The sequence below is a fragment of the Shigella sp. FC1661 genome (assembly GCF_001712525.1).
GTDB classification, from domain to species: domain Bacteria; phylum Pseudomonadota; class Gammaproteobacteria; order Enterobacterales; family Enterobacteriaceae; genus Escherichia; species Escherichia coli.
Genome location: NZ_MDGW01000188.1, coordinates 12,943 through 30,514, shown reverse-complemented (window position 1 = coordinate 30,514; position 17,572 = coordinate 12,943). Strand labels below are relative to the sequence as shown.

Below are 17,572 nucleotides of genomic sequence, written 5' to 3'. Positions count from 1 at the left end.
TAGCAACAGCTCACCCATGCGGCTCTGACAACGATGTTAACCCGCGTTAAATATCCCACGTTGGCCAGCATCTGTCTCACGGAAAGTCATACTGCCTTATATTCGCGGTGAAGTGGAGTTGGTGCGGATTCGTGATGCCGAAGGGCGAATTGCGGCAGAAGGGGCGTTGCCTTATCCACCTGGCGTGCTTTGCGTGGTACCCGGGGAAGTCTGGGGTGGGGCGGTTCAACGTTATTTCCTTGCACTGGAAGAAGGGGTAAATTTGTTGCCGGGATTTTCGCCGGAGCTGCAAGGTGTTTATAGCGAAACCGATGCGGATGGCATGAAACGGTTGTACGGTTATGTGTTGAAGTAAGAATAAAAAAAACGGGTCACCTTCTGGCGACGTTTTTCTTTGCGTAATTAGTGGCTAACCGTCTGTGTGCCTGTCGGGACACGAACGTGTTTATATTTGAACATCGCCATGAACGCGAAGGCCAGAACCACGGAGTAACCAGCGAAAATCAACCATACGGTCTGCCAGTCGGTAATGCCGTTTTGGGTGTACATCTCAACAACTTTACCGCTCACGATGCCGCCGAGGATACAGCCGAAGCCGTTAGTCATCATCAGGAACATCCCTTGTGCACTGGCGCGAATTGCCGGGCTAACTTCTTTTTCGACAAACACCGAACCAGAGATGTTGAAGAAGTCGAATGCGCAACCGTAAACGATCATCGACAGTACCAGCAGTACAGTACCGAACGGAGTCGGGTCGCCGTAAGCAAACAGCGCAAAACGCAGGATCCACGCCACAATACTGATCATCATTACGTTCTTAATACCGTAGCGGCTTAAGAAGAACGGGATGGTCAGAATGAACAGGGTTTCAGAGATCTGCGAAATCGACATGATGATTGACGCATGCTGCACAATAAAGCTGCTGGCAAACATCGGATCTTTGTCGAAGCTGTGCAGGAAGGTATTACCGAACATGTTGGTAATCTGCAGTTCCGCGCCCAGCAGCATTGAGAAGATAAAGAAGATTGCCATACGCTTGTTTTTAAACAGCGCGAATGCATCGAGGCCCAGCAGGGTTGTCCAGCTCTGATTCGCTTGCTGTTTAGCAACCGGAATATGCGGCAGAGTCAGGGTAAACAGAACCAGAATGGCGGAAAGTGCTGCGCCAATATACAGCTGCATGTGGCTTAATTCGAAGCCAGACAGGCTCACCACCCACATTGCCATGATAAAGCCGATGGTGCCCCAGATACGGATTGGCGGGAAGTCAGTAACGATATCCATCCCGGCATTTTGCAGGCGATAGTAAGAGATGGTGTTGATTAACCCAAGCGTTGGCATATAAGCAAACGAGTTAATCAATATCACAAGGAACATCGCCTCCGGTGTCGTGACCTGTGCCGCCATGAACAGCGTGATAGCGCCAATGGTGTGGCAAATGGCATATACCCATTTCGCACTTAACCATTTGTCGGCCACAATCCCCAGCAGCGCAGGCATAAAGACCGCTGCGATACCCAGTGAGCTATAAACTGCGCCAATAGAAGCACCGTCAAACTTCAGGGTAACAAACATATAGGAGCCGAGGGTCGTCAGCCAACTTCCCCACAGACAGAACTGCAGAAAAGAGAGGATTTTCAGCTGCAGCTTAAGATTCATGTTAATTTCCTCACATCGTGATGCGGATGAGTGTTTGAAAAAGCACATTTGACCGTGCGAGATGATGGGATTCTATCAACTTCGCGGACTGGTTTTTTGTTACCTGTGGCAAATAATTGCAAACATTCCCAATTTGCAAAACGAAATTGTGATGTGGATAACATTTTTGCCCCTGAGCATCGTCAGGGGCGGTTAATGGAATTATCGGCGGCGGTAGGATTTTTGCGCGGTATTCACTTTATAAAGATAACGGCGAGATTCCGCAGAGGGATGGCGGGTCGTCAGCGTCTGATAAACATCGCCCGGCGTCATGGTGTTAATAATATTGGCAGCCTGAATCTTATCATTCGAAAAGACTCGCAGCACGCTGCCTGCGCCGCCGTTATAGGCGGTGATGACGGCATAACGCCGCGATGTTGGGTTATCAATTCCGCCGAGATAAACATTGTTCAGCATCGCCAGATACGCGGTGCCGGTATCAATATTGCTGGCAGGATCAAACAAGAAACTGCGGCTCGGCGTGCCGGATTTCCCCTGCGAGCGGAACACATCTTTCCCGGCAGTATGTTGTACCACCTGCATTAATCCCAGCGCATCGGAACGGCTGACCGCATACGGGTTAAAGGAAGATTCGGTCTGCATAATTGCCAGAATCAGCGACTCATCAACGCCATATTTCCGTGACGCCTGGCGGACCATGCCGAGATATTTGTGCGCACGTTTATCAAGGTGGTTCGGTACCATGTTAATGGTGACGCTGTAGATGATACGCAGCCCGTTACTGCGGCTTTGCAGACGGTTTTTCAGCAGATAATCCGCGAAGTTGCTTGCGCGACCTTCCCAGCGAATCGGCTGCCCGGTGTTGTCCACCACCTGACCGTAAAGGAAAGGTTCTTTCGAAATCGTAATATCATCAACGTCGGAATAGAGATCGACCGAACTCGGATCGTCACCCATCAGCAACGTTTTGATAATTGCCCGGCGCAAATGCGCGGCAGGTTCTGTCCCGGCGATAGTTTCGATAGTAATCGTACCGTCATCGAAGTTGATGTGGCTGCGGGTCTGATATTGATCGGTGTATTTCACGTAGTCCTTAGGACCGGCGATCACCACCTCTTTGAATCCCCAGATGTTCTCAATATTGTGGGCAAATTGCCCCATCAGAATATCAAAACCGTTGGTATCTTTGACCCAGGCTTCGTTATAGGTATCGCCTTTTTTGGTCGTCGAACAGGAGATGAGCAACGGCGCAATCAAAGCCAGCGCGAGATATTTTTTCATCATTCAGGGTGCGTGTTGTGTTTGTTTTTATGCAAGTTGCCGGAGGCGTGCTCCGGCACTGTTTTTATTTTTTATCTTCCGGCGTATAGCCCTCGATATGCACCTCTTTACCCTCGAACAGGAAGTTGACCATCTCCTGCTCAAGCAGCTTGCGGTGCTCGGCATTCATCATGTTGAGTTTCTTTTCATTAATCAGCATGGTTTGCTTGTGCTGCCACTGCGCCCAGGCTTCTTTGGAGATCTCGTTATAGATGCGTTTTCCCAGCTCGCCGGGGTACAGCTGAAAATCCTGACCTTCTGCTTCTCGTTGCAGGAAAGTACAAAAAATCGTTCTGCTCATAAATCATCCTCTTTATCGACTCACGCGCTAAACCGGCGCGCCAGTGCGTAACTGCTGTAACAAACGCTCCACGGGAGCCGCCAGGCCAACTGACGGCGGTTGCGCTAAGTTATACCAGAGCGCATTGCCTTCATCCATGCAGCCGGTGAATGACGACACGGGAAGCCACATAGGCACAATATCTAAGTGGAAATGGCTGAAGGTATGCCGAAACGCGGTCAGTTGCGTCAGGTTATCGGCAGCAATCTGCCGTTGCGCCAGCCACTGCCGCAAACTTTCTTCGTCGGCAAACTGCGGGAAACAGTATAAACCGCCCCACAATCCGCTCGGCGGACGCTGCGCCAGCAATACTTCATCTTCGTGCTGTAACAGCAAAAAGTAGCCGGTGCGCTCCGGCAGCGTCTGTTTCGGTTTTTTGCCCGGATAAAGCGACCAGCTATTATTGGCGGCGGCAATACATCCGTTTTGTAGCGGACAGAGCGAACATTTCGGCTTCGAGCGCGTACAAATCATCGCGCCCAAATCCATCATCGCCTGATTAAACCGTTCCACGCCGACCGCGGGCGTCACCTGCTCGCTCAAACTCCATAATTTATTCTCGACCTCTTTTTTCCCAGGCCAGCCGCTTACAGCATAGCAGCGCGCCAGCACGCGTTTGACGTTACCGTCGAGAATCGGAAAGTGCTTACCCAGAGAAAGCGAGAGAATCGCGCCTGCGGTGGAACGCCCGACGCCCGGTAACGCCGCGACTTCTTCAAAGGTTTCCGGGAATTTACCGCCGTGTAAGGTCGCCACTTGTTGTGCCGCTTTATGCATATTGCGCGCGCGGGCGTAATAGCCAAGCCCGGTCCACAAGTGGAGAACTTCGTCGAGCGGCGCATTGGCGAGATCGGTCACCGTCGGGAAGCGCGCCATAAAGCGTTCAAAATAGGGGATAACGGTCGCAACCTGAGTTTGTTGCAACATCACTTCTGAGAGCCATACTTTGTAGGGCGTCTTGTCAATTTGCCAGGGCAGCGTTTTTCGCCCGTATTTATCGTACCAGTCCAGAATCTGGGCTGAAAATTGCGACGCTTGCATGGTCACCGAATTCACTGTTGTTGGGGGCAAGATTGCAGCACAGCGACGGCAGGGTGTAAACCGGAACTTTCCGCAGCCACGGCCTTATCATGCTTGCATCCGGCAACTAACTTTGGATAATGCCCGTTTTCAGAACACTTTCACAAGCGACTAAATCTTTATGAAAAACGACGTCATTTCACCGGAATTTGATGAAAACGGCCGCCCACTGCGCCGTATCCGTAGTTTTGTGCGCCGCCAGGGGCGACTGACCAAAGGCCAGGAACATGCGCTGGAAAACTACTGGCCGGTGATGGGCGTTGAGTTCAGCGAAGATATGCTGGATTTCCCCGCGCTTTTTGGCCGTGAAGCGCCGGTGACGCTTGAGATTGGTTTTGGCATGGGGGCGTCGCTGGTGGCAATGGCTAAAGATCGCCCTGAGCAGGACTTCCTCGGCATTGAAGTGCATTCACCGGGCGTTGGTGCGTGCCTGGCTTCTGCGCATGAAGAAGGTTTAAGCAACCTGCGAGTGATGTGTCACGATGCGGTTGAAGTGCTGCATAAAATGATTCCTGACAATTCATTGCGCATGGTGCAGCTCTTTTTCCCTGACCCGTGGCACAAAGCGCGCCATAATAAACGCCGTATCGTACAGGTGCCGTTTGCCGAACTGGTAAAAAGCAAACTGCAGCTGGGGGGCGTATTCCATATGGCGACCGACTGGGAACCTTATGCGGAACATATGCTTGAAGTGATGTCTTCTATTGACGGTTATAAAAACCTGTCAGAGAGCAATGATTACGTACCGCGTCCGGCATCACGTCCGGTGACGAAATTTGAACAACGTGGTCATCGTCTTGGTCACGGAGTATGGGACTTAATGTTCGAGAGGGTGAAATAATGGCAAAGAACCGTAGCCGTCGTCTGCGTAAAAAAATGCACATCGACGAATTCCAGGAATTAGGATTTTCGGTGGCATGGCGATTCCCGGAAGGTACATCGGAAGAACAGATTGATAAAACCGTTGATGATTTTATTAACGAGGTTATCGAACCGAACAAACTGGCCTTTGACGGCAGCGGTTATCTGGCCTGGGAAGGTCTGATCTGCATGCAGGAAATCGGCAAATGCACCGAAGAACATCAGGCGATTGTGCGTAAGTGGCTGGAAGAGCGCAAACTGGATGAGGTACGCACCAGCGAACTTTTCGACGTTTGGTGGGACTAAGAAAGCATACGGGCGATGACAAATGCAAAACTGCCTGATGCGCTACGCTTATCAGGCCTGGAAAGATGCACGATCGAGTAGGCGGGATAAGGTGTTTACGCCGCATCCGGCATGGAAAACGCGTACTTTGTTATCAATCTGGGGCCAGCAAATGCTGGCCTGATTTTTTCTTGAGGGAAGACTATGATGCGCAAAATGCTGCTGGCGGCAGCACTTTCAGTGACGGCAATGACCGCTCACGCCGACTACCAGTGCAGCGTCACGCCGCGTGACGATGTGATTGTCAGCCCGCAAACCGTGCAGGTGAAGGGCGAAAACGGCAATCTGGTGATCACGCCAGACGGCAACGTGATGTATAACGGTAAGCAATATTCCCTGAATGCCGCCCAGCGCGAGCAGGCGAAGGATTATCAGGCTGAACTACGCAGCACGCTGCCGTGGATTGATGAAGGCGCGAAAAGCCGCGTCGAAAAAGCCCGTATTGCGCTGGATAAAATTATCGTTCAGGAGATGGGCGAAAGCAGCAAAATGCGCAGCCGTCTGACCAAACTTGATGCGCAGCTGAAAGAGCAGATGAACCGCATTATCGAAACGCGCAGCGATGGCCTGACGTTTCACTATAAAGCCATTGATCAGGTTCGCGCCGAAGGCCAGCAATTAGTGAATCAGGCAATGGGTGGAATTTTACAGGACAGCATTAATGAAATGGGCGCGAAAGCGGTGCTGAAAAGCGGCGGTAACCCATTACAGAATGTGCTGGGAAGCCTGGGGGGGCTGCAATCCTCAATCCAAACCGAGTGGAAAAAGCAGGAAAAAGATTTCCAGCAGTTTGGCAAAGATGTTTGTAGCCGCGTTGTGACTCTGGAAGATAGCCGCAAAGCCCTGGTCGGGAATTTAAAATAATCCTCTATTTTAAGACGGCATAATACTTTTTTATGCCGTTTAATTCTTCGTTTTGTTACCTGCCTCTAACTTTGTAGATCTCCAAAATATATTCACGTTGTAAATTGTTTAACGTCAAATTTCCCATACAGAGCTAAGGGATAATGCGTAGCGTTCACGTAACTGGAGGAATGAAATGGAGTTTTTCAAAAAGACGGCACTTGCCGCACTGGTTATGGGTTTTAGTGGTGCAGCATTGGCATTACCCAATATCACCATTTTAGCAACCGGCGGGACCATTGCCGGTGGTGGTGACTCCGCAACCAAATCTAACTACACAGCGGGTAAAGTTGGCGTAGAAAATCTGGTTAATGCGGTGCCGCAACTAAAAGACATTGCGAACGTTAAAGGCGAGCAGGTAGTGAATATCGGCTCCCAGGACATGAACGATAATGTCTGGCTGACACTGGCGAAAAAAATTAACACCGACTGCGATAAAACCGACGGCTTCGTCATTACCCACGGTACCGACACGATGGAAGAAACCGCTTACTTCCTCGACCTGACGGTGAAATGCGACAAACCGGTGGTGATGGTCGGCGCAATGCGCCCGTCCACGTCCATGAGCGCAGACGGTCCATTCAACCTGTATAACGCGGTAGTGACCGCAGCTGATAAAGCATCCGCTAATCGTGGCGTGCTGGTGGTGATGAACGACACTGTACTGGACGGTCGCGATGTAACCAAAACCAACACCACCGACGTAGCGACCTTCAAGTCTGTTAACTACGGTCCTCTGGGATACATTCACAACGGTAAGATTGACTACCAACGTACCCCGGCACGTAAGCACACCAGCGATACGCCATTCGATGTCTCTAAGCTGAATGAGCTGCCGAAAGTCGGCATCGTTTATAACTACGCTAACGCATCCGATCTTCCGGCTAAAGCACTGGTAGATGCGGGCTATGATGGCATCGTTAGCGCTGGTGTGGGTAATGGTAACCTGTATAAATCCGTGTTCGACACCCTGGCAACCGCCGCGAAAAACGGCACTGCAGTAGTGCGTTCTTCCCGCGTACCGACGGGTGCTACCACTCAGGATGCTGAAGTGGATGATGCGAAATACGGCTTCGTCGCCTCTGGCACGCTGAACCCGCAAAAAGCGCGCGTCCTGCTGCAGCTGGCTCTGACGCAAACCAAAGATCCGCAGCAGATCCAGCAGATCTTCAATCAGTACTAATCACCTCGCCCCGGTATCGTGCCGGGGCTTTTTCACTTCAGACTTACGTCCATTGCCAATTTTCATTACCCTAATGATAATCACCGGAATAAATTATTCCGCGTGAGGTTTTTCGGGTGAAAAAGCAATGGATTGTTGGCACGGCACTGCTTATGTTGATGACTGGTAATGCCTGGGCAGATGGCGAACCGCCAACTGAAAATATCTTAAAAGATCAATTCAAAAAGCAGTATCACGGCATTCTCAAGCTTGATGCTATCACCTTAAAAAATCTTGATGCTAAGGGTAATCAGGCCACCTGGTCAGCGGAAGGCGATGTCTCTTCCTGTGACGATCTCTATACCTGGGTCGGTCAGTTGGCAGATTACGAACTGCTCGAACAGACCTGGACGAAAGATAAACCGGTAAAATTCTCGGCGATGTTAACCAGTAAAGGAACGCCCGCGTCTGGCTGGTCGGTGAACTTTTACTCTTTTCAGGCGGCAGCCAGCGATCGTGGGCGGGTGGTCGACGATATCAAAACGAATAATAAATATCTGATCGTGAATAGCGAAGATTTCAATTATCGCTTTAGTCAGCTTGAATCTGCGTTGAATACCCAGAAGAACTCGATTCCTGCGCTGGAAAAGGAAGTGAAAGCGCTTGATAAGCAAATGGTGGCGGCGCAGAAAGCAGCGGATGCATATTGGGGAAAAGATGCAAACGGTAAGCAAATGACCCGCGAAGAAGCCTTTAAAAAAATTCACCAACAGCGTGATGAGTTTAATAAACAGAACGATAGCGAGGCGTTCGCGGTTAAATATGACAAAGAGGTTTATCAACCGGCGATTGCGGCATGTCATAAACAGAGTGAAGAGTGTTATGAAGTGCCGATTCAGCAGAAACGAGATTTCGATATCAACGAACAACGGCGACAGACTTTTCTGCAATCACAAAAACTCAGCCGTAAATTGCAGGATGACTGGGTAACGCTCGAAAAAGGGCAATATCCGTTAACGATGAAAGTTTCAGAAATAAACAGTAAAAAAGTCGCGATTTTGATGAAAATTGACGATATCAACCAAGCTAATGAACGCTGGAAAAAAGATACCGAACAACTGCGGCGCAATGGGGTGATTAAGTAAGTTTGATATAGTGCACGATTTGTAGCAGGATGCGGCGTTGACCCCGCATCCGGCAATACAAGTTTACTCAGCCAGAAAAAGCTCCAGCAGCGAATTTAAAAACAGCTTCCCATGTTCCGTTATCTGCCAGTAATCCGCACATTCTGTGAGATAACCCTGGGCAATCGCCTCGTCTAACTGTGGGCGAATCACATCTTCGCAAAGCCCGGTATACGCACTAAACTCTGCGCGTGGCGCGGCCTCCAGCAAGCGAAAGCGGTTCATAAAGAACTCAAACGGCTTATCTGCGGCTTCGACATCACGCTGGCTTTCCAGATACCTTCCTTGCATAAAACCACGAGGATGACGCGTTTTAGTGGTACGCAGAATGCGCCCATCCGGGAAGGTGACTTTGCCGTGCGCGCCGCAGCCAATACCGATGTAGTCACCAAATCGCCAGTAGTTGAGATTGTGCTGGCACTGATAACCGGGTTTGGCGTAAGCGGAAGTTTCATATTGCTGATAACCCGCTGCGGTTAATAACTGATGCCCCTGTTCGAAAATATCCCACAGCGCGTCATCGTCCGGCAGCACCGGTGGTCGCGAACCAAACAGCGTATTGGGTTCGATGGTCAGTTGATACCAGGAAAGATGCGGCGGATTCAGTTCAATGGCCTGGCGTAGATCGCCAAGCGCCTCTTCCAGTGATTGATCCGGTAGTCCATGCATCAAATCAAGGTTAAAGCTACGTAACCCTAAACCGCTCGCCAGCTTTGCCGCTCGTTTCGCTTCTTGCGGGCCATGAATGCGCCCAAGTCGTTTCAGCTTTTCTTCGCTAAAACTCTGCACACCAATAGAGATGCGGTTCACACCAGCACGCTGATAATCGACAAAGCGATCGGCTTCTACCGTACCAGGGTTCGCTTCCATAGTAATTTCTGCATCCGCTGCCAGCGGCAAACGCGCACGCACGCCGTCCAGCAGCGTTTGCATCGCCGGGCCGGAAAGCAGGCTCGGCGTACCACCGCCAATAAAGATTGTCTTTACTTCACGGCCCTGAGCGTAAGCCACATCATTGTCCAGATCGCAAAGCAGATGCTGAACATAATCGTCGTGCGGCACTTCTCCTTTCAACGCGTGAGAGTTGAAATCGCAGTACGGGCATTTCTGCACGCACCACGGGATGTGAATGTAGAGACTCAGCGGCGGTAATTTAACCATTACGTAAAGCGTCCAGCAGCAGTTTCAACGCCTGACCACGGTGGGAAATGGCGCTCTTTTCTTCGCGGGTCAGTTCGGCGGCGGTTTTCCCTTCGGAAGGTACGAAGAAGATTGGATCATAACCAAAGCCACCAGTGCCCGCTGGTTCGCGAGTAATCACGCCCGGCCAGCTGCCGTGGCATACCAGCGGAGTCGGATCTTCCGCGTGACGCAGATATACCAGCACGCAGTGGAAACGTGCCTGACGTTGGTCGTCCGGTACGTCTTTCAGTGTTTCCAACAGTTTTTGCAGATTCTTTTGATCGGTCGCGTCTTCACCGGAATAACGCGCGGAGTAAATACCCGGCGCGCCACCCAGCGCATCTACCGCCAGACCAGAGTCGTCGGCAATTGCCGGTAAACCGGTCACTTTTGCCGCATGGCGCGCTTTCAGAATCGCGTTTTCGATAAAGGTTAGGCCGGTTTCTTCAGCGGAATCAACGCCGAGGTCTGTTTGTGCCACGATATCAAGACCAAAGTCGCTAAGCAGCGACGCCAGCTCACGCACTTTACCGGCATTGCCGGTTGCGAGGACAACTTTTTGCATAGGATACCTAATTAATTAACGCCGCGATTTCTGGCGGGATTTGTTGCGGATTAATGATTTTAATTTGTTTGTGGCGGCCAAGTTCGCCTTTTTCAATCACCACCTGGCTTTTGGCAACCCGGAATTGCTTACCGAGAAACTTCACCAGATGACTGTTGGCCTGGCCGTCAACTGGCGGCGCGGTAATGGCGACTTTAACTTCGTCGCCATGTAAACCGACAATAGAATCACGGCTGGCTTTCGGCTGAATATAGAGCCGTAAAACCAGACCGTCATCATTAACTGTTACGGCATTCATAACGCCATCCACAGCCCCGGCAGCAGGATGTTTCCGGTTGCCTGTAATACTTCTGCGACACCCATATTGATGACATACAGCAGCAGAACGAGGATCATCGGCGAGAAATCAATCCCACCCATTGCCGGTAGCAAGCGGCGAATCGGGCGCAGCAGCGGATCGGCCAGCTGAATCAGCACGTATTCAATCGGGCTACGACCCTGGCTTACCCAGCTCATAATCGCCATCACCAGCAGGACCCAGAAAATCAGCAAGCCGATGGTTTTCAGCAGAATCAGTAAACCGGCAATCCAGATGATTGGCAGGAAGGTCACCACTTTAAACAGCACAATGGCTTTGATAAAACTGAGAATATAGGCAACCAGCAGCGAGGCGCTGTCAATGGGACCCATTGCCGGAATAACGCGGCGCAGTGGCCCGATAATTGGCTGCGTTACCTTCACTACAAACTGTGAGAAGGGGTTGTAAAAATCACAATGAGCCCACTGCATCCAGATGCGTAATAACAGCACCATGGTATACAGCTCAATGACCGTTGAAAGCAGGAAAGTCAACGTATTCATGGCGTTCCTTTAATTCCTTATTTTTTAGAGTAATCACGCGCACCAAAAATTGCAGTGCCGATACGAACCATCGTGCTACCTGCCGCAATGGCGGCTTCCATATCGTCCGACATTCCCAGAGAGAGCGTGTCGATATGCGGGTAGCGCGTTTTCAGTCCGGCAAATGCTACAGCCATTTGGCGTGCAACTTCAAACTGCCTTACATATTCTGACTCAGGCGCAGGGATTGCCATCAGCCCGCGCAGACGTAAACGCGGTAGTTCAGCGACCGCCGCTGCCAGCTCGTCCAGTTCTGCCAGTTGAATCCCAGACTTACTGTTTTCATCACTAATATTAATTTGAATCAGTACGTTAAGAGGGGGAAGTTCTGCCGGGCGCTGATCGTTGAGGCGGGTAGCAATGCGCAAACGGTCGATGGTATGACACCAGTCGAAATGCTCTGCCACCAGGCGGCTTTTATTAGACTGCAACGGGCCAATAAAATGCCATTCTAATCCTGTTACGCCCAGTTCCTGAAAGTGGCGAATTTTATCTACCCCTTCCTGAACGTAGTTTTCACCAAATTGACGCTGCCCGGCATCAATGGCTTCTGCGATGGCGCTCGCAGGTTTTGTTTTACTGACTGCAAGCAGCGTAATTTCTTCTGGAGAACGGCCGCAACGCGTTGCAGCCGCTGAGATTTTGTCCCGGACCTGTGCCAGGTTATGCGCAATATCGTTCATTTTCCGAGGATCTTAGTATGAATATGGAAGAAATTGTGGCCCTTAGTGTAAAGCATAACGTCTCGGATCTACATCTGTGCAGCGCCTGGCCCGCACGATGGCGCATTCGCGGGCTAATGGAAGCTGCGCCGTTTGATGCGCCGGACGTCGAAGAGCTACTGCGGGAGTGGCTGGATGACGATCAGCGGGCAATATTGCTGGAAAATGGCCAGCTGGATTTTGCCGTGTCGCTGGCGGAAAACCAGCGATTGCGTGGCAGCGCATTCGCGCAACGGCATGGCATTTCGCTGGCGTTACGGCTGTTACCTTCGCACTGCCCGCAGCTCGAACAGCTTGGCGCACCAACGGTATTGCCGGAATTACTCAAGAGCGAGAATGGCCTGATTCTGGTGACGGGGGCGACGGGGAGCGGCAAATCTACCACGCTGGCGGCGATGGTTGGCTATCTCAATCAACATGCCGATGCGCATATTCTGACGCTGGAAGATCCTGTTGAATATATCTATGCCAGCCAGCGATGTTTGATCCAGCAGCGGGAAATTGGTTTGCACTGTATGACGTTCGCATCGGGATTGCGGGCCGCATTGCGGGAAGATCCTGATGTGATTTTGCTCGGAGAGCTGCGTGACAGCGAGCCAATCCGTCTGGCACTGACGGCGGCAGAAACCGGGCATTTGGTGCTGGCAACATTACATACGCGTGGTGCCGCGCAGGCAGTTGAGCGACTGGTGGATTCATTTCCGGCGCAGGAAAAAGATCCCGTACGTAATCAACTGGCAGGTAGTTTACGGGCCGTGTTGTTACAAAAGCTGGAAGTGGATAAACAGGAAGGACGCGTGGCGCTGTTTGAATTATTGATTAACACTCCCGCGGTGGGGAATTTGATTCGCGAAGGGAAAACCCACCAGTTACCGCATGTTATTCAAACCGGGCAGCAGGTGGGGATGATAACGTTTCAGCAGAGTTATCAGCAGCGGGTGGGGGAAGGGCGTTTGTGACGTTGCCATGCCCGATGCGCAAGTTTATAGGGCCTATAAAGGCAATAAATGTCTGATGCGACGCTAACGCGTCTTATCAGACCTACAGCCGCTGCCAGATGTGTGCTGGATAAGGCGTTCACGCCGCATCCGGCAAGATGGCGGTAACGACTATCCGCCAGGCTTTTAGATCGCCTTAATATCCCTGCTCGAAATAGCTTTCGAGAATAATAACCGCAGAGGCTGAGTCGACTTTGCCTTTGTTGAGCGCCCGATAGCCGCCCTGTTCAAACAGACCGGAACGGGCTTCCACGGTGCTAAGACGTTCGTCATGGAGCTTTACTTCAACACCGAAACGACCATGAATACGGTTGGCAAATTTACGCGCTCTGGCAGTCAATGGTTGCTCGGTGCCGTCCATATTCAGCGGCAAACCGACGATGATTTCGTCCGGCTGCCACTCTTTCAGTAAACGTTCGATGAGGTTCCAGTCCGGCGTACCGTCCTGTGCTTTAATTGCAGGCAAAGGGCGAGCAGTGCCGGTAATGCGTTGGCCGACCGCTACGCCAATGCTTTTGGTGCCGAAGTCGAAGGCGAGTAAGGTTCCACTCATCAGGCGTGCCCTGCCACACCAGGCATGGTGAGAATATCCACACCAATCAGTTTTGCCGCCTCGCGCCAGCGGTCGGCAATCGGCGTTTTGAACAGAATATTCAGATCCGCCGGGGCCGTTAGCCACGCGTTATCGAGAATTTCTTGTTCCAGTTGACCTTTTTCCCAGGAGGCATAGCCCAGAGCCACCAATACGTCAGACGGTTGTTTATCGGTGCCGAGCGTTTCCAGCACATCGCGGGAAGTGGTCATCACCGTGTTGTCTGAAATGCGAATGCTGGAAGCAAAATTGGAGGGCGGAGTATGCAAAATAAACCCGCGATCTTCAGCCAGTGGGCCGCCGAGCATAACCGGTTTATCCAGACGGATTGATTCATCACGCGGCTCCGGCGTGATCTTCAGCTTTTCCAGAATCCCTTCAATTTTGAGATTTTCCAGCGGCTTGTTGACGATGATCCCCATTGCACCATTGGTATTATGTTCGCAAATGTAGACCACGGAACGACGGAAAATCGGATCCTGGAGAGCAGGCATGGCAATAAGAAAGTGATGCTGTAAATTCATTGTCAGAGGTTCTGTTTCCTGGTTCAAAAAAGCAACAGCGCCCAGTATGCGTGGAAAGAAGGGCGCTGTCACTCAGAGTCTCAACGAGATCCTTCTCGCTAAGGTGGGTTACTGCTGCTGTAAACGTGCTTCGATGGCATCCATTAACATTCCGGTGATCGACACCGGAAACTCTGCTTCAATCTCACGAATACAGGTTGGGCTGGTGACGTTAATTTCAGTCAGACGGTCGCCGATGATATCCAGACCAACAAAAATCAGCCCTTTTTCTTTCAGCGTCGGCCCGATCTGACGGGCGATTTTCCAGTCACTTTCCGTCAGCGGCCGAGGTTCACCGCGACCACCGGCAGCCAGATTGCCACGGGTTTCGCCCCCCTGCGGAATACGCGCCAGGCAGTACGGTACCGGCTCGCCATCCACCACCAGCACGCGTTTGTCGCCATCTTTAATGGCTGGCAGGTAATTTTGCGCCATGCAGTAGCGAGTGCCATGCTCAGTCAGGGTTTCGGCAATCACGCCGAGGTTTGGATCGCCTTCTTTCACGCGGAAAATCGACGCGCCGCCCATACCGTCCAGCGGCTTAAGAATGATGTCGCTGTGTTTCTCCCAGAACGCTTTTAGCTGCGCTTTATTGCGCGTAACCAGCGTTTCTGGCGTTAAGTCAGAGAACCAGGCGGTAAACAGTTTCTCGTTACAGTCGCGCAGGCTCTGCGGCTTGTTAACGATCAGCGTCCCTTTCTCTTCGGCACGTTCCAGAATATAGGTCGCGTAGATAAACTCGGTATCAAACGGCGGGTCTTTACGCATCAGGAGCACATCGAGATCGGCCAGCGGCAGATCCTGTTCACCGACGAACGAAAACCACTCTTCGTAGTTCTGCTTCACGTTCAGCGTGCGGGTATGGGCGCGGGCTTCGCCATTGATCAGATACAGATCGCCCATCTCCATATAGTGAAGTTCGTAACCACGACGCTGTGCTTCCAGCAACATAGCGAAACTGGAATCTTTCTTGATGTTGATGTTTGCGATGGGGTCCATCACGATGCCGAGCTTGATCATTATTCTTCTCCGTTAGCCCAAATCGCCAAATCGTACTTGTAGCGCGGTAATGGCGGTGAGCGCAGTTGTCTCTGTACGCAAAACGCGAGGTCCCAACAGGATATCAGTAAATTGATAGCGGGCAGTCATGGCAATTTCATCTGCCGATAAACCGCCTTCCGGGCCAATCAGCAGGCGGACGCGTTCAACCGGTAACGGCAACGTATTGATGCTGTTACTGGCGCGCGGGTGAAGATTCAGTTTCAGTCCTTCATCCTGCTCTGCACACCAGGCTTCCAGATCCATCGCTGGACGGATTTCCGGCACCCGGTTACGACCACACTGCTCACAGGCAGCAATTGCAATCTTCTGCCACTGCTGGAGCTTCTTGTTCAGACGTTCACTATCCAGTTTAACGCCGCAGCGCTCAGAAAAAAGTGGCGTAATGAGGCTTACACCGAGTTCGATCGATTTCTGGATCGTAAATTCCATTTTTTCACCACGCGACATCACCTGACCGAGGTGAATATGCAGCGGAGATTCGCGATCGTCGATCTTGCCTTCCAGCACCTTCACTTCCACGCTTTTTTTGCTGGCGCTGGTAATTTCGGCGTCAAAGACCTGGTTGCTACCGTCAAACAATTGCAACGCCTGCCCCGGCCCCATGCGCAGTACGCGCCCGATATGGTTGGCGGCATCTTCGCAAAGCGCGATGTGAGAATGGCTGGTCAGTGGTTCAGGATGATAAATGCGGGGGATACGCATAGTTAAAAATCCGCGTCGTCTCCCCACGCGGTTGTACGCGTGGGGTAGGGGTTAACAAAAAGAGTCCCGCTAGTGTAGGTTAGCTCTTTCGCGCCTGGCAAGCGCGTTGCACATACGGGTTATGATTGCCTTGCACCTTCGCGATGCGTTCATCGCGCTCGCACTCCCAGTCGGTAACCGGATACATCTTGTTCCATGCGTTGAACAGCTGCGTTTGCTGGCGAGAGAGTGTCAGGTTGTATTGGTCGCGCATATAGAAGTAGGTGCGCGCAATGGCACCGCGTGCACGCGCTGGTGGTTCGGCAGCTTTTTCTTTGAAATCGACCTTCATGGCGCATTGACCGTACTGGCCTTCGCCGCCATTCCACTGGCTGTACATAAAGTTGCCGCGATCGCCATTCACCTCACCGACTGACGGCTGCAGGTTATGCATATCGCTTTCCATCTTGCGATAGACCGGATCTTTAGCGCAGTTTTTACGTCCACCGTCCTGCCAGCACTGGCGCTGGTGACCGAACTGCCAGGCGGGAACGACGTGTTCCCACTCTACGCGGCTGGCTCGGTTTTCATTTTTGCGCACCTGATAGCCGCACGATTGCAGATCAACAACGCCTTTTTTGCCCTGCCAGTTAATTTTACATCCGCAATAAAACGTACCGGGCGCGTCAGCGTGGACTTTTACCGCCGCGGCTTTCGCCTGAGAAAAACTATTGATACCTTCGGCCAACGCCGGGCCGGAAAATGCTGCGCTCAGTACCACCGCAGCAATAGACAAATAACGGTACATCACTTACTCCGTGTTAAAACGAGCCAGCAACGTAGCGAAAGTTGTTTTGGTATGCAATCAGCCAGATCAGGAAAGTTCCTGATAGTTCAGATGGTTATTTTGCGACCAGTTGTTCGCCGCAGTGAACACAGCGATAGACGGCTTCGCCACGAACTACGCGATTATGGCGGCGTACGGTAAGCTGATGCTCCTGGCACTTGCAGCGGTAGGGGAAGGTGTTGCGACGCACGGATTGCAGTTCGAACTGATGCGTACGACGGGCGGGAACACCCAGCACGTTTTCCATCATCCACTTCCACTCTTTGCCATGTGGTGCTACGCGCCCGAAATGTTTCCATACCAGCAAATGTGCCAGTTCGTGCGGCACCACTTCTTCAATAAAGGCTTCACTGTTTTCCAACAGCAAAACGGGATTGAGGCGGATTTTATAGCTTTCCAGCCAGGCTGTTCCGGCGGAGGTGCCGCGCTGGGTATAAGAGAGTTTTGGCTCCGGGTAGTTACGCCCCAATTTCAGGTTAGCCTGGGCGAGTTTTTCCCGCAGGCGACGCATAACGGCCTGTTGGATGGCGATAGGGAGACGGGATGTTTTCATAGCGGCAGAGGATAGAGCGAAGAAAAGATGACTGCAAGAGGTGGCTTCCTCCG

Annotated in this window: 21 protein-coding genes and 1 pseudogene; 7 read left to right on the top strand and 15 right to left on the bottom strand. The window is 51.7% G+C overall.

Annotated features, from left to right (window positions below):
• Positions 1 to 97 precede the first annotated feature (97 nt).
• Positions 98 to 355 (top strand): annotated as a pseudogene (locus BFF42_RS12035) (Orn/Lys/Arg family decarboxylase); the annotation flags it as partial.
• Positions 356 to 402: 47 nt separating this feature from the next.
• On the opposite strand, the gene nupG reads toward BFF42_RS12035, so the two are convergent.
• The 4 genes from nupG to mutY all read right to left on the bottom strand — a co-directional run bounded on the left by nupG (position 403) and on the right by mutY (position 4,360).
• Positions 403 to 1,659 carry a nucleoside permease NupG gene (gene nupG / locus BFF42_RS12030; protein WP_001049791.1) on the bottom strand — a complete coding sequence of 419 codons (1,257 nt, stop codon included), beginning with the start codon at positions 1,657 to 1,659 and terminating at the stop codon, positions 403 to 405.
• A gap of 201 nt (positions 1,660 to 1,860) precedes the next feature.
• Positions 1,861 to 2,940, bottom strand: coding sequence for a membrane-bound lytic murein transglycosylase MltC (gene mltC / locus BFF42_RS12025; protein ID WP_001298916.1), 1,080 nt, complete (start codon positions 2,938 to 2,940; stop codon positions 1,861 to 1,863).
• Between the two features lie 64 nt (positions 2,941 to 3,004).
• Positions 3,005 to 3,280 (bottom strand): oxidative damage protection protein, encoded by a 276-nt coding sequence (locus BFF42_RS12020; RefSeq protein WP_000091700.1) that lies wholly within the window; start codon positions 3,278 to 3,280, stop codon positions 3,005 to 3,007.
• A gap of 27 nt (positions 3,281 to 3,307) precedes the next feature.
• Complete coding sequence (mutY, locus tag BFF42_RS12015; protein ID WP_039059563.1) at positions 3,308 to 4,360, bottom strand: A/G-specific adenine glycosylase; 1,053 nt, start codon at positions 4,358 to 4,360, stop codon at positions 3,308 to 3,310.
• A 160-nt stretch (positions 4,361 to 4,520) separates the two neighbouring features.
• Between mutY and trmB the strand changes: the two genes are divergently transcribed.
• From trmB to BFF42_RS11990, 5 genes are all read left to right on the top strand, one after another.
• Positions 4,521 to 5,240 carry a tRNA (guanosine(46)-N7)-methyltransferase TrmB gene (trmB, locus tag BFF42_RS12010; RefSeq protein ID WP_000786911.1) on the top strand — a complete coding sequence of 240 codons (720 nt, stop codon included), beginning with the start codon at positions 4,521 to 4,523 and terminating at the stop codon, positions 5,238 to 5,240.
• The gene (locus tag BFF42_RS12005; protein WP_001107564.1) at positions 5,240 to 5,566 is read left to right on the top strand and encodes a YggL family protein; all 327 of its coding nucleotides are present in this window, start codon (positions 5,240 to 5,242) and stop codon (positions 5,564 to 5,566) included. Before trmB ends, BFF42_RS12005 begins: the two co-directional genes overlap by 1 nt.
• Positions 5,567 to 5,749: 183 nt before the next feature.
• On the top strand, positions 5,750 to 6,469 hold the full coding sequence (locus BFF42_RS12000) for a YggN family protein (RefSeq protein ID WP_000984796.1): 720 nt from the start codon (positions 5,750 to 5,752) through the stop codon (positions 6,467 to 6,469).
• A gap of 175 nt (positions 6,470 to 6,644) precedes the next feature.
• Positions 6,645 to 7,691: an L-asparaginase 2 gene (gene ansB, locus BFF42_RS11995; protein WP_000394125.1), complete on the top strand. Its 1,047-nt coding sequence runs from the start codon at positions 6,645 to 6,647 to the stop codon at positions 7,689 to 7,691.
• A gap of 116 nt (positions 7,692 to 7,807) precedes the next feature.
• Positions 7,808 to 8,815 carry a DUF1202 domain-containing protein gene (locus BFF42_RS11990; protein ID WP_039060347.1) on the top strand — a complete coding sequence of 336 codons (1,008 nt, stop codon included), beginning with the start codon at positions 7,808 to 7,810 and terminating at the stop codon, positions 8,813 to 8,815.
• A gap of 63 nt (positions 8,816 to 8,878) precedes the next feature.
• Here BFF42_RS11990 and hemW read toward each other — a convergent pair whose 3' ends face one another.
• The 5 genes from hemW to yggS are packed head-to-tail and all read right to left on the bottom strand — an operon-like array spanning position 8,879 to position 12,184.
• The gene (gene hemW, locus BFF42_RS11985) at positions 8,879 to 10,015 is read right to left on the bottom strand and encodes a radical SAM family heme chaperone HemW (protein ID WP_000239922.1); all 1,137 of its coding nucleotides are present in this window, start codon (positions 10,013 to 10,015) and stop codon (positions 8,879 to 8,881) included.
• Entirely contained in the window at positions 10,008 to 10,601 is a 594-nt protein-coding gene (locus tag BFF42_RS11980; protein WP_001174735.1) for an XTP/dITP diphosphatase, read from the bottom strand. The genes hemW and BFF42_RS11980 overlap by 8 nt, the downstream gene beginning before the upstream one ends.
• 7 nt (positions 10,602 to 10,608) lie before the next feature.
• Positions 10,609 to 10,899: a DUF167 family protein YggU gene (gene yggU / locus BFF42_RS11975; protein ID WP_000994920.1), complete on the bottom strand. Its 291-nt coding sequence runs from the start codon at positions 10,897 to 10,899 to the stop codon at positions 10,609 to 10,611.
• Positions 10,896 to 11,462: an osmotic shock tolerance protein YggT gene (yggT, locus tag BFF42_RS11970; protein WP_001094828.1), complete on the bottom strand. Its 567-nt coding sequence runs from the start codon at positions 11,460 to 11,462 to the stop codon at positions 10,896 to 10,898. Before yggT ends, yggU begins: the two co-directional genes overlap by 4 nt.
• Before the next feature lie 17 nt (positions 11,463 to 11,479).
• Positions 11,480 to 12,184 (bottom strand): pyridoxal phosphate homeostasis protein, encoded by a 705-nt coding sequence (yggS, locus tag BFF42_RS11965; RefSeq protein ID WP_000997795.1) that lies wholly within the window; start codon positions 12,182 to 12,184, stop codon positions 11,480 to 11,482.
• Between the two features lie 17 nt (positions 12,185 to 12,201).
• Here yggS and BFF42_RS11960 point away from each other — a divergent pair, with 17 nt between their 5' ends.
• Positions 12,202 to 13,182 (top strand): PilT/PilU family type 4a pilus ATPase, encoded by a 981-nt coding sequence (locus BFF42_RS11960; RefSeq protein WP_012421359.1) that lies wholly within the window; start codon positions 12,202 to 12,204, stop codon positions 13,180 to 13,182.
• A 175-nt stretch (positions 13,183 to 13,357) separates the two neighbouring features.
• Here BFF42_RS11960 and ruvX read toward each other — a convergent pair whose 3' ends face one another.
• The 6 genes from ruvX to BFF42_RS11930 form a co-directional block, all read right to left on the bottom strand.
• A complete protein-coding gene (gene ruvX / locus BFF42_RS11955) occupies positions 13,358 to 13,774 on the bottom strand; it encodes a Holliday junction resolvase RuvX (RefSeq protein WP_000017111.1) in 417 nt (138 codons plus the stop codon).
• Complete coding sequence (locus BFF42_RS11950) at positions 13,774 to 14,337, bottom strand: YqgE/AlgH family protein (protein ID WP_001053178.1); 564 nt, start codon at positions 14,335 to 14,337, stop codon at positions 13,774 to 13,776. Before BFF42_RS11950 ends, ruvX begins: the two co-directional genes overlap by 1 nt.
• A gap of 108 nt (positions 14,338 to 14,445) precedes the next feature.
• Entirely contained in the window at positions 14,446 to 15,396 is a 951-nt protein-coding gene (gshB, locus tag BFF42_RS11945; RefSeq protein WP_000593283.1) for a glutathione synthase, read from the bottom strand.
• A 12-nt stretch (positions 15,397 to 15,408) separates the two neighbouring features.
• The gene (rsmE, locus tag BFF42_RS11940) at positions 15,409 to 16,140 is read right to left on the bottom strand and encodes a 16S rRNA (uracil(1498)-N(3))-methyltransferase (RefSeq protein WP_001222508.1); all 732 of its coding nucleotides are present in this window, start codon (positions 16,138 to 16,140) and stop codon (positions 15,409 to 15,411) included.
• Positions 16,141 to 16,219: 79 nt separating this feature from the next.
• Complete coding sequence (gene endA, locus BFF42_RS11935; RefSeq protein ID WP_000286500.1) at positions 16,220 to 16,927, bottom strand: deoxyribonuclease I; 708 nt, start codon at positions 16,925 to 16,927, stop codon at positions 16,220 to 16,222.
• A 94-nt stretch (positions 16,928 to 17,021) separates the two neighbouring features.
• Positions 17,022 to 17,519 (bottom strand): SprT family zinc-dependent metalloprotease, encoded by a 498-nt coding sequence (locus BFF42_RS11930; protein WP_012421484.1) that lies wholly within the window; start codon positions 17,517 to 17,519, stop codon positions 17,022 to 17,024.
• Positions 17,520 to 17,572 lie beyond the last annotated feature (53 nt).

Bases quoted from the DNA above. Each gene is read 5' to 3' on its own strand.
- trmB (WP_000786911.1), top strand. From the start codon at position 4,521: ATGAAAAACGACGTCATTTCACCGGAATTTGATGAAAACGGCCGCCCA.
- yggS (WP_000997795.1), bottom strand. From the start codon at position 12,184: ATGAACGATATTGCGCATAACCTGGCACAGGTCCGGGACAAAATCTCA.
- mutY (WP_039059563.1), bottom strand. From the start codon at position 4,360: ATGCAAGCGTCGCAATTTTCAGCCCAGATTCTGGACTGGTACGATAAA.
- hemW (WP_000239922.1), bottom strand. From the start codon at position 10,015: ATGGTTAAATTACCGCCGCTGAGTCTCTACATTCACATCCCGTGGTGC.
- BFF42_RS11930 (WP_012421484.1), bottom strand. From the start codon at position 17,519: ATGAAAACATCCCGTCTCCCTATCGCCATCCAACAGGCCGTTATGCGT.
- endA (WP_000286500.1), bottom strand. From the start codon at position 16,927: ATGTACCGTTATTTGTCTATTGCTGCGGTGGTACTGAGCGCAGCATTT.
- rsmE (WP_001222508.1), bottom strand. From the start codon at position 16,140: ATGCGTATCCCCCGCATTTATCATCCTGAACCACTGACCAGCCATTCT.
- gshB (WP_000593283.1), bottom strand. From the start codon at position 15,396: ATGATCAAGCTCGGCATCGTGATGGACCCCATCGCAAACATCAACATC.
- BFF42_RS11950 (WP_001053178.1), bottom strand. From the start codon at position 14,337: ATGAATTTACAGCATCACTTTCTTATTGCCATGCCTGCTCTCCAGGAT.
- yggT (WP_001094828.1), bottom strand. From the start codon at position 11,462: ATGAATACGTTGACTTTCCTGCTTTCAACGGTCATTGAGCTGTATACC.
- BFF42_RS11980 (WP_001174735.1), bottom strand. From the start codon at position 10,601: ATGCAAAAAGTTGTCCTCGCAACCGGCAATGCCGGTAAAGTGCGTGAG.
- BFF42_RS12000 (WP_000984796.1), top strand. From the start codon at position 5,750: ATGATGCGCAAAATGCTGCTGGCGGCAGCACTTTCAGTGACGGCAATG.
- BFF42_RS12020 (WP_000091700.1), bottom strand. From the start codon at position 3,280: ATGAGCAGAACGATTTTTTGTACTTTCCTGCAACGAGAAGCAGAAGGT.
- BFF42_RS12005 (WP_001107564.1), top strand. From the start codon at position 5,240: ATGGCAAAGAACCGTAGCCGTCGTCTGCGTAAAAAAATGCACATCGAC.
- nupG (WP_001049791.1), bottom strand. From the start codon at position 1,659: ATGAATCTTAAGCTGCAGCTGAAAATCCTCTCTTTTCTGCAGTTCTGT.
- ruvX (WP_000017111.1), bottom strand. From the start codon at position 13,774: ATGAGTGGAACCTTACTCGCCTTCGACTTCGGCACCAAAAGCATTGGC.
- mltC (WP_001298916.1), bottom strand. From the start codon at position 2,940: ATGAAAAAATATCTCGCGCTGGCTTTGATTGCGCCGTTGCTCATCTCC.
- yggU (WP_000994920.1), bottom strand. From the start codon at position 10,899: ATGAATGCCGTAACAGTTAATGATGACGGTCTGGTTTTACGGCTCTAT.
- BFF42_RS11960 (WP_012421359.1), top strand. From the start codon at position 12,202: ATGAATATGGAAGAAATTGTGGCCCTTAGTGTAAAGCATAACGTCTCG.
- ansB (WP_000394125.1), top strand. From the start codon at position 6,645: ATGGAGTTTTTCAAAAAGACGGCACTTGCCGCACTGGTTATGGGTTTT.